This window comes from Hydrogenophaga pseudoflava NBRC 102511, from assembly GCF_001592285.1.
GTDB lineage: Bacteria > Pseudomonadota > Gammaproteobacteria > Burkholderiales > Burkholderiaceae_C > Hydrogenophaga > Hydrogenophaga pseudoflava.
This window is the reverse complement of record NZ_BCWQ01000007.1, coordinates 1-12,692: the sequence shown is the minus strand read 5'-3', so window position 1 is coordinate 12,692 and position 12,692 is coordinate 1. Positions and strand designations below refer to the sequence as shown.

Genomic DNA, 12,692 nt, shown 5'->3' with positions numbered 1-12,692 from the left:
ACCCTGCAGGAGAACGACATGCTCGAACAGATGACCGCCCGGCTCGACGCCTATGGCCAGTCGCTGATGCTGCGTTCGCACCGCCAGCAGGTGATCGCCAGCAACATCGCCAACGCCGACACCCCGGGCTACGTCGCGCGCGACTTCGATTTCGCCGCCGCGCTCAAGGACGCCAGCGGGGGCACGAACCGCCAGGGCCTGGCCCAGACCGCGGCCGGCCACATGCGCCTGTCGGGTCCGCAGCCGGGCGACCCCAAGATGGGCTACGCCGTGCAGACCCAGCCCAGCCAGGACGGCAACTCGGTCGACCTCGACCGCGAGCGCGCCAACTTCGTCGACAACACCATCCGCTACGAGTCGACGCTGCGCTTCATCAACTCCAACGTGAAGACCATGCTGTCCGCCATCACCGGCCAGTAAGGAGAGCCTCATGTCCATGTTCTCGATCTTCGGCGTCTCCGGCAGTGCGATCAGCTCGCAGGCCCAGCGCCTCAACGTGGTGGCCAGCAACCTGGCCAACGCCGACGCCGTGGCCGGCCCCGACGGCCAGAGCTACAAGGCGCGCCAGGTGGTGTTCCAGACCGTGCCCATGGGCGACCAGGCCACCGCCGGCGTCAAGGTGCAGAACATCACCGAGAGCGAGGCCCCGGGCCGCCGCGTGCACAACCCGCACCACCCCAGCGCCGACGCCGAGGGCTACGTCACCCACTCCAACGTCAACCCGGTGGAGGAGATGGTCAACATGATTTCGGCCTCGCGCGCCTACCAGAACAACGTCGAGGTCATGAACACGGCCAAGTCGCTGCTGCTCAAGACGCTGCAGATGGGCCAGTGAAAAAGGGAACCCCACCATGAGCCTCATGAGCCCCCTGGACCTCTCCAACCTCGGCACCACCGTGGGCAGCAGCACCGGCGCCGGTGGCAACACCACCAACGATCCGCAGGCCATGCAGGACCGTTTCCTCAAGTTGCTGGTCGCGCAGATCAACAACCAGGACCCGCTGAACCCGATGGACAACGCCCAGATGACCACGCAGATGGCGCAGATCAACACGGTCAGCGGCATCCAGCAGCTCAACCAGACGCTCAAGGGCATGGCCGACCAGATGGCCTCGTCGCAGGCGATGCAGGGCACCACGCTGATCGGCAAGGACGCGCTGGTCGAGGGCGACGCCCTGGCCTTCGACGGCAGCACCGGCAAGGGTGCCTTCACGCTCGACGGCGCCGCCACCAGCGTCAAGGTCGACATCATCGGCAAGAACGGCGAGACCCTGCAGACCCTCGACCTGGGCGCGCGCGAAGCCGGCCAGCACGGCTTCGAGTGGCCCGCCGGCGCGATCGACCCGAACCAGGTGGCCAAGTTCACCGTGCGCGCCAGCAACGGCGGCACCCCCGTCACCGACACCGAACTGCAGCGCGTGCGCATCGCCTCCGTGGGCCTGTCCAACGGCGCCATGAGCATCCAGCTGAGCAACGGCCGCACCCTGGCGTACGACCAGGTGCGCGGCTTCATGTAAGCCACACCCGCATCCGATTCCCACCCCCCGAAGGACACCACCATGGCATTCCAGCAAGGACTCTCCGGCCTGAATTCCGCCAGCCGCAACCTGGACGTGATCGGCCACAACATCGCCAACGCCAACACCGTCGGCATGAAGGCCTCCCGCGCCGAATTCGGCGAGATCTATGCCAGCTCCATCAACGCCGCCGGCAGCACCAACGCCGGCATCGGCGTGCAGGTGTCCGCCGTGGCGCAGCAGTTCACGCAGGGCAACATCTCCGTCACCGGCAACTCCCTGGACGTGGCCATCAACGGCAACGGCTTCTTCGAGCTCACCATGCCCGACGGCTCGCTGGCCTACTCGCGCGCCGGCATGTTCAAGCTCAACCGCGACGGCGAGATCGTGAACAACCTCGGTGGCCAGCTCATGGGTTATCCCACCGATGCCGCCGGCGTGCGCCAGGGTTTCGAGTCGGTGCCGCTGACGCTGCCCACGGGTGGCCCGATCCCGGCGAGAGCGACCACGGCGATGGGGGCCGAGGTGAACCTGGATGCGCGCGCGCCCATCGCCGCGGCCGCCGTGCCCCCCACGCCGTTCGGCACCTATGGCACCTCCATCATTGCCTACGACCAGCAGGGCCTGGAGATTCCGGTCAGCCTGGTGTTTGAAAAGACGGCCAACAACCAGTGGAACGTCTACACCGGCGTCAACGGCGCCGACCCGGCGGCCTCGGTGCCGTTTGCGCTGAACTTCCTGCCCGACGGCAGCCTGGACCCGGCCACGGTGATTCCCCAGCTGCAGCTGGCTTCGCCCAACGACCCGGCGCAGACCTTCATGGTCGACCTCGACTTCGGCGACACCACCCAGTTCGGTGTCGACTTCGCGGTCAACAACCTCACACAGGACGGCTACCGCCCCGGTGAACTCACCAGCCTGAACATCAGCGACGACGGCGTGATCATGGCCAAGTACTCCAACGGCCAGTCGCAGGCGGCCGGCCAGATTGCGCTGGTCAACTTCCGCAATGTGCAGGGCCTGCAGCCCAACGGCGGCGGCAACTGGACGCAGACCTTCGCCTCGGGCGAGCCGGTGCGCGGCGCACCGGGCGAAGGCAACATGGGTCTGCTGCGCTCGGGCGCGGTGGAAGACTCCAACGTCGACCTCACGGCCGAGCTGGTGAACATGATGACCGCGCAGCGCGCCTATCAGGCCAATGCGCAGACCATCAAGACGCAGGACCAGGTCCTGAGCACGCTTCTCAACATGCGTTGATTGACATCACCGGAGAAGGAGGCTCGCCATGGACCGCATGATCTACACCGCCATGACCGGCGCCAACGCCGCCGCCCACCGGCAGCAGCTGCTGGCGAACAACCTGGCCAATGCGTCCACGCCGGGCTTCCGCGCAGAGCTGGCCACCTTTCGCGCGGTGCCGGTGCGCGGCGACGGCACCAGCTCGCGGGTGTTCGCACTCGAAGCCAGCGCCGGCCACTCCGAGGTGTCCGGCCCGATCAACCCGACCGGCCGCAGCCTGGACGTGGCCGCGCGCGGCAACGCCTGGTTCACGGTGCAGGGCCTGGACGGCACCGAGGCCTACACCCGCGGTGGTGCGTTTGAAGTCAGTGCCGACGGCGCCCTGGTCAATGCCCACGGCCTGCCCGTGCTCGACGATGGCGGCTCGCCCATCAGCGTGCCCGCCAACGCCCAGCTCACCTTCGGTGCCGACGGCACGCTGACCGCACGCGTCGGCGACCAGGCGCCGCAGCGCGTGGCCAAGCTCAAGCTGGTCACGCCGAACGACGACAACCGCCTGCGCCGCAGCGAGGACGGCCTGTTCCGCCCCGCGGTGGGCGAGGCGCTGGACGCCGACGCCAACGCCCGCGTGCAGGGTGGGGCGCTGGAAGGCAGCAACGTCAACCCCATCGAGGCCATGGTCGGAATGATCGCGGTCTCGCGCCAGTTCGAGACGCAGATGCGCATGCTGCAGAACGGTGAAAAGAACGACCAGACCGCGTCGCGGCTGCTCAACATGAACGGCTGATAGGAGCACACCATGATCAATTCCCTCTGGATTTCCAAGACCGGCATGCAGGCCCAGCAGACGCAGCTGGACGTGATCTCGAACAACATGGCCAACGTGTCCACGAACGGCTTCAAGCGCGCCAGCGCCGTGTTCGAGGACCTGATGTACCAGAACCTGCGCCAGGTCGGCGCGGCCGACACCGAGCAGAACAACCTGCCCACCGGCCTGCAGGTCGGCCTGGGCGTGCGCACCGTGGCCACCTCGCGCCAGTTCAGCCAGGGCAGCCTGCAGCAGTCGGGCAACCAGCTGGACGTCGCCGTCAACGGCCAGGGCTTCCTGCAGGTGGCGCTGCCCGACGGCACCACCGGCTACACCCGCGACGGCAGCCTGCAGGTCGATTCGCAGGGCCGGCTGGTGACCTCCAGCGGCCTGGCGATCGCGGGCGACATCACGGTGCCGGCCGAAGCGCAGAGCGTGACCATCGGCAGCGACGGCGTGGTCACCGCCAAGGTGCCGGGCAACGCCCAGCCCCAGCAGCTGGGCAACATCGAGCTGGCCACCTTCATCAACCCGGCCGGCCTGGAGCCCCGGGGCCAGAACCTCTACACCGAGACCGTGGCCTCGGGCAACCCGGTGACCGGCGCGCCCGGCACCGCCGGCATGGGCACGCTGATGCAGGGCTATGTCGAGACTTCCAACGTCAACGTGGTGCAGGAGCTGGTGACCATGATCCAGACCCAGCGCGCCTACGAGATGAATTCCAAGGCGATCCAGACATCGGACCAGATGCTGCAGCGCCTGGGCCAGCTGTGAGCAAGATCATGAAAACCCCCCTGCGCCGCTTCGCGTCTTCCCCCTCCAGGGGGACCCCACCAGTGGCCCGGCAAAGCCGGTTCCACGGTGTGTGCTGGATGGCACTCCTGTTGTCCTCTGTCTTGTCTGGCTGCATGACCAAGCCGGTCGACGTGGTGCCGGTGCGGCCCATCAACTATGTGCAGACCACTGCGCCGGCTCAGACCGGCGGCAGCCTGTTCTCGGCGGCGCGCTACCGGCCCGCGTTCGAGGACCCGCGCGCGCGGATGCCCGGCGACACGCTGACCATCCAGATCACCGAAAAGGTCAACGCCAGCCAGTCGTCCTCGGCCAACATCAACCGCACCGGCAGCGCCTCGGGCTCGATCTCCGCCATCCCCGGCATCGTCGCCAAGGAACTCACGCGCGACCGCAACTTCAACCTCGGCGGCGAGTCGGGCAACGAGTTCGCCGGCCAGGGCGACAACGCCAACAAGAACGACTTCTCGGGCGTCATCACCGTCACCGTGCAGGAGGTGCTGCCCAACGGCCACCTGCTGGTGGCCGGCGAGAAGCAGATCGGCATCAACAGCAACGTCGACGTGCTCAAGTTCTCCGGCACCATCGATCCGCGCCACATCCGCCCGGGCAACACCATCGCCTCGACCCAGGTCGCCAACGCGCGCATCGAGTCGCGAGGACGAGGCGCCGTGGACGAAGCGCTCTCAATAGGCTGGTTGGGACGGTTCTTTTTGAATGTTTTCCCGTTCTGAGCCTGCCTAGCATTGCCCTCATGAACCCGCAGCACCGCACCCTTTCCCTCGACGCCGGCCTGCGCCGCCTGCTGGCCTGGTCCGCGCTGGCCATCGGCCTGCTGGTCGGCACGGGCTGGTCGCTGCCGGCCAACGCCATGCGCATCAAGGAGATCGCGGCGGTGCAGGGCGTGCGCACCAACCAGCTCACCGGCTTCGGTCTGGTGGTGGGCCTGGACGGCACGGGCGACCAGACCACCCAGATGCCCTACACCTCGCAGGGCATGAACAACTACCTGCAGCAGCTGGGCCTGACCCTGCCGGCCGACGCCAAGGTGCAGATGAAGAACGTGGCGGCGGTGATGGTGACCGCGCAGCTGCCGCCGTTTGCCCAGCCGGGGCAGATGATCGACGTGACCGTCTCGTCCATGGGCAACGCCAAGTCGCTGCGCGGCGGCACCCTCATCACCACGCCGCTCAAGGGCGCGGACGGCGAGATCTATGCGCTGGCCCAGGGCAACCTGCTGGTGGGCGGCGCCGGCGCCTCGGGCGGCGGCAGCAAGGTGCAGATCAACCACCTGAGCGCCGGTCGCATTCCCTCGGGCGCGCAGGTCGAACGCGCCGTGCCCACGGCGTTTGCCTTCGGCGACACCATCGACCTGGGCCTGAACTCGGCCGACTTCCAGACCGCGCGCCGCGTGGCGCAGGCGATCAACGAGCGCATGGGCGCCGGCGTGGCCAGCGCGCTGGACGGCCGCCTGGTGCGCCTGCGCGCGCCGGCCAACCCCGACGCGCGCGTGAGCTTCATGGCCGAGATCGAGGAGATCCCGCTGGAGGCCACGGTGCCGGTGGCCAAGGTGATCATCAACACCCGCACCGGCTCCATCGTCATGAACCAGGCCGTCACGCTCGGCCCCGTTGCGGTGGCGCACGGCAACCTCTCGGTCAGCATCAGCGCGACGCCGGTGGTGAGCCAGCCCAACCCGCTGTCGCCGGGACAGACCGTGGTGGCCGAGAAGACCGACATCCGCATTACCCAAGACAGCGGCGCACTCATCAAGATGGACGCCGCGCCGCAGCTGGCCGACCTGGTGCGCATGCTCAACGGCCTGGGCGCCACGCCGCAGGACCTGCTCGCGATCCTGCAGGCGATCAAGGCCGCCGGCGCCATGAACGCCGAACTCGAAGTGATCTGACGCCATGGCCTCGCTGCAGCCCACCACCCAAGGCCTGGCCGCCGACCCGGGCGCGCTCAACGCACTGAAATATGGTGCGGCGCGCGAGGGCGACGGTGGCAAGGGCGCGCTCAAGGAAGCGGCGAAACAGTTCGAGTCCCTGTTCATGCGCGAGCTCATCAAGAGCATGCGCGACGCGACCCAGAAGTCCGGCCTGCTCGAAGGCGAGGGCAGCGACCTGGGCACCGACCTGCTCGACCAGCAACTGGCGGTGCAGCTCTCGGGCCTGCCCGGGGGCCTGAGCGAATCCATCGAGCGCCAGCTCAGCCGCCAGATGAACGCGGCGCAGGCCAAGGCCGGCGCCACCACCGGCGCGTCGGGCGAGGCCCCGGCCGGCGCGCCGTCGGCCAGCACGACCGGTGCCGGCAGCGCGCCGGAGTTCAAGCCACTCAATCGCTCGGACCTGCGCAACCTGCTCAAGTACGCACCGGCCGCCCCCGCGACCGGCGCCCAGGCCGCCGCCGCCACCGACCAGACCTCGGCCGCCGCACGGCGCGCCCTCTCGCCCAGCCAGCGCCACGCCGCCTTCGTGCAGCAGCACCACCAGGCCGCCGCCACCGTGGCGCGCGAATCGGGCATTCCGGCCGGCTACATGATCGGCCAGGCCGGCCACGAGACCGGCTGGGGCAAGAGCGAGATCCGCATGCGCGACGGCACACCTTCCCACAACCTGTTCGGCATCAAGGCCACGTCCTCGTGGAAGGGCAAGGTGGCCGAGGTGACGACCACCGAATACGTCGACGGCGTGCCGCGCAAGACCACCGCGCGCTTCCGCGCCTACGACTCCTACGCCGACTCCTTCCGCGACTACGCACGCCTGATCACGCGCAGCCCGCGCTACGACAAGGCCATGGACCAGATCGGTTCGGTGCACGGCTTCGCCAGCAGCCTGCAGCGCGCCGGCTACGCCACCGATCCGCAATACGCGGCCAAGCTCAGCCGGGCGATCAACATGACGCTCAGCCTGCAACGCGCGCAGGTCTCGGCCCTGAACTGAGCGCAGGAACACCACCATGTCATCCGCACTCAACATCGGCAGCCTGGCCCTCAATGCCAACCTGTCGGCCCTGCAGGTCATCGGGCACAACATCGCCAACGTCAACACCGCCGGCTATTCGCGCCAGACGGTGGAGATGCGCAGCGCAGGCTACCAGTCGATGGGCGGCTTCTACCTCGGCCGAGGGGTCGAGCTGGGGACCGTGGCCCGCATGCACGACGCCTACCTCACGCGCGAGGCCCAGCTCTCCAGCTCGGTGGCCTCTGCCGACAGCGAACGCATGGCGCGGCTGTCGCAGCTGGAAAACATCTTCCCGACCGGTGAGAGCGGCCTGGGCGCGGCGATGAACGACCTGCTCAACGCCTGGTCCGACGTGGCCTCGGCGCCCACCAACATGGCCGCGCGCTCGGTGGTGATCGGGCGTGGCGAGGAGATCGCTTCGCGCCTGCGCGACACCGCCGGCCAGCTGGACATCCTCACCACCAGCGCACGCCAGCAGGTGGGCGACACGGTGAACAACATCAACCGGCTGGCCGAGGACATCGCCAAGATCAACCAGAAGATCCTGGAGAACCAGGGCAACGCCGGCGAACCCAACGACCTGCTGGACCAGCGCGACCAGCTCATCGGCGAGCTCAGCAAGCTGGTGCAGGTGAGCACGGTGAACGCCGACGACGGCCGGGTCCACGTGTTCGTCGCCGGCAGCCAGCCGCTGGTGCTGGGCAGCGGCGCCGCCCGCCTGGCCGTGGTGCCCGACAGCACCGACGGCTCGCAGCAGCGCATCCAGTTCCAGCAGGGCAGCTCCACGATGGAGCTCGACGGCAGCGCCCTGGGCGGCAAGCTGGGCGGCGTCGTGCAGTTCATCGACGAAGACCTGAAGGACGTCACCAACCAGATCGGGCGCATGGCGCTGGCGCTGGCCACGACGGTGAACACCCAGCACGCGCTCGGCGTGAACCTGCAAGGCGGCACCGGTGAGCCCTTCTTCGTGCCCCCGGCCGATGTGGCCGGCCTGCCCGTGCCCACCAACACGGGCAATGCGGTGATGCACGCCGAGGTCAGCGACCCCACGGCCCTCAAGCCCTCGGACTACCAGGTCAACTTCACGGCCACCGGCGTCGACATCGTGCGTCTCTCCGACGGCCAGATCAGTTCCTTCGCCGGCCTGCCCGCCGAGCTCGACGGCCTGAGCTTCCAGATCGACAGCGGCGCCGCCGCCACGGACGATGGCTTCCTCGTGCGGCCGTTTGCGGCGGTCGCCCGCAACATGCAGATGGCCGTCAGCGCGGCCGACCGCCTGGCCGCGGCCAGCCCGGTGATGGTCACGCCCGGCAGCGGCAACACCAGCGGCATGGGCATCGTCAGCCTGTATCCCGTGGAGCCCTCGGCCAACCTCACCGACCCGGTGACCCTGACCTTCCTGGCCGACGGCAGCTTCACCGCCACCGGCCTGGGCCCGGGCAACCCGCCGCCGGACAACGCGGGCCCGCCGCCGAGCTACAACTACACGCCCGGGCAGCCGCTGCAGTTCAACGGCTGGAGCCTCACGCTGCGCGGCAACCCGTCCGCCGGCGACAGCTTCGCCATCACCGCCGCGCCCACCACCAACTACGGGCAGAACGGCGGCAACGCCGGCGGCATGCTCGCGCTGCGCGACCTCGCCACCTTCGACGGCGTCTCGCTCTCCAACGGCTACAGCGCGGTGCTCTCCGACATCGGCACGCGGGTGCAGGGTGCGCAGTTCGCCGCCAGCTACTCCGGCCAGGTGGCCGCCAGCAACGAAGCCGCGCGCGCCGCGATCTCGGGCGTCAACCTGGACGAGGAGGCCGCGCGCCTGCTGCAGTACCAGCAGGCCTACCAGGCCGCCGCCAAGTTCATGCAGATTGCCCAGGGCACGTTCGACACGCTGCTGCAGACCATGCGCTGATCCACCGGAGCCCCGACATGAGAGTCGCCACCGCCCACACCTACGACACCACCATCGCCCAGCTCACCAAGCGCCAGGCGGAGATGGCCGCACAGCAGGAGCGCATCGCCAGCGGCAAGCAGGTCCTGCGCGCCAGCGACGACCCGGTGGCCGCCGCCCTGTCCGAAGCGGTGCAGACCCGGCTCTCGCGCGTGCAGACCGACCAGCGTGCGCTGGAGTCCTCGCGCACCAGCATCCAGCAGGCCGAGAGCGCGCTGGGCGAAGCGGGCGACCTGGTTCAGCGCGTGCGCGAGCTGGTCATTGCCGGCGGCAACGCCGGCTACGGCCCCACCGAACGCCAGGCGCTGGCCAAGGAAATCGAGGGACTGCGCGATCAGCTGTTCGCGGTGGTGAACCGCCAGAACAGCAGCGGGCAGAGCCTTTTCGGCGGGCTGGGTGGCTCGCCCACGCCCTTCGTGCAGGAGTTCGGCAGCGGCAGCAACGAGGTGCGCTTCGACGGCCAGCGCGGCCAGAAGGCCGCCGGCGACAACCAGTTGCCCAACGCCATGGACGGCGAGGCCATCTGGATGCGCATTCCGGCCGGCAACGGCACCTTTTCCATCGACCTGGCCGCCGGCAACACCGGCAGCCTGCGCGCCGACACCGGCCAGGTGAGCGATCCCTCGGCGCTCACCGGCCACGACTACCGCATCGATTTCAGCGGCACCGCCGGCGCCATGCAGTACAGCGTGGTCGACGTGACCACCGGCACGCCCGTGCCCGGCCAGACCGGTCTGCCCTACAGCAGCGGATCGCAGATCGAATTCGACGGCATGTCCTTCCGGCTCAACGGCGAGCCGCGGGCCGGCGACCAGCTGGACATCACACCGTCCAACGCGCCGACCGACATGTTCCGCGTGATGCAGGACGCCATCGACACCCTGCGCCTGGACAGCGGCAGCAGCGGCGACGCCGCCCAACGCACCCACAACCTTGGCCGCGCCCTGGGCGAACTCGACGCCGGACACGAGCGCATGCTGATGGCCCGCGCGCAGGCCGGCGAGTGGCTCAACCGCGCCGAATCGATGGACAACCTGCTGGGTGACCGGGAGGCCGACCACACCATCGAGAACTCCCGGCTGGTCGACATCGACCTGGTCAAGGCCTATTCGGAGTTCAAGACCATGGAAGTGGGCGCCCAGGCGGCGCTCCAGTCCTACGCCTCGATCCAGAAGCTCTCGCTGTTCCAGTACCTGTAGCCGACACCGGACCCGCCGCATGAGCCACACCGTCCTTGACAGCGTCGCGATGGCCTACCAGCCGGTCTGGAACCGGCACCGGCTGCTTGCGGCGGTGCGCCTGACGGTGCTGCCGACCGACCCGGCCTCGGTCGACGCCGCCCATCTGATGCAGGTGCTGGGCGACGACTGGCCGGTGGCAGCGCCCATGCTCATCCTAGCGCTGGAATCGCCCTCGCTGATGCACCAGGCCCTGCGCTGCGCGCCGGTGCCCAACACCTGCCTCGAAGTGCCGGCGGCGCTGTTCGGCCGTCCGGAAAGCCTGGCCCTGCTGTCGCAGGCCGTGCACCATGGCCACCAGCTCATCCGGCGCGCGGACTTCGCCGAGGTGCGCCACGAATACGGTGTGCCGCTGGACGTGCGCAGCCTGCTGCACCTGGACGCGACCGACGCCCTGGAGGCCCTGCAGAGCCGGCCCACCGAGGCCGTGCCCGTGCCCCCCCGGCCCAGCCCGATCCGGCCAGGACAGATCTACCGCAACGTCTGCAACCGCGCGCTGGCGGAACACTGCCTCGACGAGGCGGGCGCCTGGGGCGTGCTGGGCTGGCCCGACGACGACGTGCTGCACACCACCCGCCACCGCGCCCCCGGCTGCGACCCGGTGGCCATCGCCCTGATCCGCCAGGCGCTCGAAAAGGACGCCTCCATCGAACGGGTGGAGCGCTACATCCGCCAGGACCCGGTGCTGGCCTACCGCCTGCTGCTGCGCGTCAACTCGGCGCTGTACGGTGGCCGGCACGAGATCGGCGCGCTGCGCCACGCCATCATGATGCTGGGCTTCTCGGCGCTGGACCGCTGGCTGATCGAGCAGCAGGCCGGTGCCGACGAAGACATGGCCCTGCACCCGGTGCGCTACGGCCACGTGATGCAGGCGCGGCTGGCCCAGCACCTGCTCGACCCCGGGTCCGACGAGGCGCTGCGCGCCGAGGTCTACACCACCGCCATCTTCGGCCAGCTCGACCGGCTGCTGCGCGAGCCGCTGGCCCAGCTGATCGGGCATCTGCCGCTGTCGCCGCGCGTGTCCGACGCCCTGCTCAGCCGCACCGGGCCGTACTACCCGCTGCTGGACATCGCGCGTGCGCAGGGCGACGCCGACCGCATCGACCGGCTGCCGGGCATCTGCGAGCACCACGAGGTCTCGCTCGAACACGCCAACCGCGGGCTGCTGCGCATGCTGGCCACCAGCCGGGACCACGGGCTGGCGCCCGAACCCATGGCACCCCTGAGGGGCGTCTGAACCCGTGACCGCTACCATGCGCGGATGAACGCGCAGACCCGCACCGCCCACCACACCAGCGCCCTCGTCCTGTTCTCCGGCGGACAGGACTCCACCACCTGCCTGGCCCATGCGCTCGCGCGCTACCCGCGCGTCGAAACGCTGGGCTTTGACTACGGTCAGCGCCACAGTGTCGAGCTGCAGGCGCGCACCGTGGTGCTGCAGAAAATCCGTGAACAGTTCCCGGCCTGGGCCGGGCGCCTGGGCGAAGACCACCTGCTGGACCTGGCCGTGCTGGGCAAGGTCAGCGAGACCTCGCTCACCCGCGACATGGCCTTCAAGATGGGGGCCAGCGGCCTGCCCAACACCTTCGTGCCCGGCCGCAACCTGCTCTTCCTCACCCTGGCCGCGGCGCTGGCTTACCGGCGCGACATCCAGGTCATCGTGACCGGCGTGTGCGAGACCGACTACAGCGGCTACCCCGACTGCCGCGACGACACCATGAAGGCGCTGCAGGTGGCGCTGTCCCTGGGCATGGACCACCGCTTCCTGATCGACACGCCGCTGATGTGGATCGACAAGGCCCAGACCTGGCAGCTCGCGCACGATCTTGGCGAAGATTCGGGCGTGGCCGACGGCGGCAACGCGCTGGTCGACCTGATCGTCGAGCACACCCACACCTGCTACCTCGGCGACCGCGAACACCGGCACGACTGGGGCTACGGCTGCGGCCAATGCCCGGCCTGCGAGCTGCGGGCGCGGGGATGGGCGGGGTACCGCGCGGTGTGATGGCCATGGCCGGCGCCGCAGCCCCGCGAGCCGGCTTTTTTGTGTGTGTTTGTATCGGCACCCAAACGGTGCTGACCGCCGATGCGCGGGCGTCGCGGCACAAGGCCATGTCACGCTGTTACGCGCCTGAAACAACCCGTTCCCGGTGATCCCTCGGGTGGTGGATTCGTCCGCGGGGGGGG

Annotated in this window: 13 protein-coding genes; all 13 read left to right on the top strand. The window is 69.2% G+C overall.

Annotated elements, in window-relative coordinates; genetic code table 11:
- Positions 1 to 18 precede the first annotated feature (18 nt).
- The 13 genes from flgB (at position 19) to queC (ending at position 12,510) form a co-directional block, all read left to right on the top strand.
- Entirely contained in the window at positions 19 to 420 is a 402-nt protein-coding gene (gene flgB, locus HPS01S_RS09925; protein ID WP_066154805.1) for a flagellar basal body rod protein FlgB, read from the top strand.
- A 10-nt stretch (positions 421 to 430) separates the two neighbouring features.
- Positions 431 to 835, top strand: a complete 405-nt coding sequence (gene flgC / locus HPS01S_RS09920) for a flagellar basal body rod protein FlgC (RefSeq protein WP_066154802.1) — start codon at positions 431 to 433, stop codon at positions 833 to 835.
- A 25-nt stretch (positions 836 to 860) separates the two neighbouring features.
- A complete protein-coding gene (locus HPS01S_RS09915; protein WP_157576218.1) occupies positions 861 to 1,517 on the top strand; it encodes a flagellar hook assembly protein FlgD in 657 nt (218 codons plus the stop codon).
- 42 nt (positions 1,518 to 1,559) lie between these two features.
- Positions 1,560 to 2,774: a flagellar hook protein FlgE gene (gene flgE / locus HPS01S_RS09910; RefSeq protein WP_066154796.1), complete on the top strand. Its 1,215-nt coding sequence runs from the start codon at positions 1,560 to 1,562 to the stop codon at positions 2,772 to 2,774.
- Between the two features lie 28 nt (positions 2,775 to 2,802).
- Complete coding sequence (gene flgF, locus HPS01S_RS09905; RefSeq protein ID WP_066154794.1) at positions 2,803 to 3,543, top strand: flagellar basal-body rod protein FlgF; 741 nt, start codon at positions 2,803 to 2,805, stop codon at positions 3,541 to 3,543.
- A 12-nt stretch (positions 3,544 to 3,555) separates the two neighbouring features.
- On the top strand, positions 3,556 to 4,338 hold the full coding sequence (gene flgG / locus HPS01S_RS09900) for a flagellar basal-body rod protein FlgG (protein ID WP_066154791.1): 783 nt from the start codon (positions 3,556 to 3,558) through the stop codon (positions 4,336 to 4,338).
- Between the two features lie 134 nt (positions 4,339 to 4,472).
- The gene (locus HPS01S_RS09895; protein ID WP_255284196.1) at positions 4,473 to 5,090 is read left to right on the top strand and encodes a flagellar basal body L-ring protein FlgH; all 618 of its coding nucleotides are present in this window, start codon (positions 4,473 to 4,475) and stop codon (positions 5,088 to 5,090) included.
- Between the two features lie 20 nt (positions 5,091 to 5,110).
- Positions 5,111 to 6,265, top strand: a complete 1,155-nt coding sequence (locus HPS01S_RS09890) for a flagellar basal body P-ring protein FlgI (RefSeq protein ID WP_066154783.1) — start codon at positions 5,111 to 5,113, stop codon at positions 6,263 to 6,265.
- A gap of 4 nt (positions 6,266 to 6,269) precedes the next feature.
- Positions 6,270 to 7,301 (top strand): flagellar assembly peptidoglycan hydrolase FlgJ, encoded by a 1,032-nt coding sequence (gene flgJ, locus HPS01S_RS09885; protein WP_066154781.1) that lies wholly within the window; start codon positions 6,270 to 6,272, stop codon positions 7,299 to 7,301.
- Between the two features lie 16 nt (positions 7,302 to 7,317).
- A complete protein-coding gene (flgK, locus tag HPS01S_RS09880; RefSeq protein WP_066154778.1) occupies positions 7,318 to 9,228 on the top strand; it encodes a flagellar hook-associated protein FlgK in 1,911 nt (636 codons plus the stop codon).
- Between the two features lie 17 nt (positions 9,229 to 9,245).
- Positions 9,246 to 10,466, top strand: a complete 1,221-nt coding sequence (gene flgL / locus HPS01S_RS09875; RefSeq protein WP_066154774.1) for a flagellar hook-associated protein FlgL — start codon at positions 9,246 to 9,248, stop codon at positions 10,464 to 10,466.
- Between the two features lie 19 nt (positions 10,467 to 10,485).
- On the top strand, positions 10,486 to 11,742 hold the full coding sequence (locus HPS01S_RS09870) for an HDOD domain-containing protein (RefSeq protein ID WP_084397237.1): 1,257 nt from the start codon (positions 10,486 to 10,488) through the stop codon (positions 11,740 to 11,742).
- 24 nt (positions 11,743 to 11,766) lie between these two features.
- On the top strand, positions 11,767 to 12,510 hold the full coding sequence (gene queC, locus HPS01S_RS09865) for a 7-cyano-7-deazaguanine synthase QueC (RefSeq protein ID WP_066154770.1): 744 nt from the start codon (positions 11,767 to 11,769) through the stop codon (positions 12,508 to 12,510).
- Positions 12,511 to 12,692: the final 182 nt, after the last annotated feature.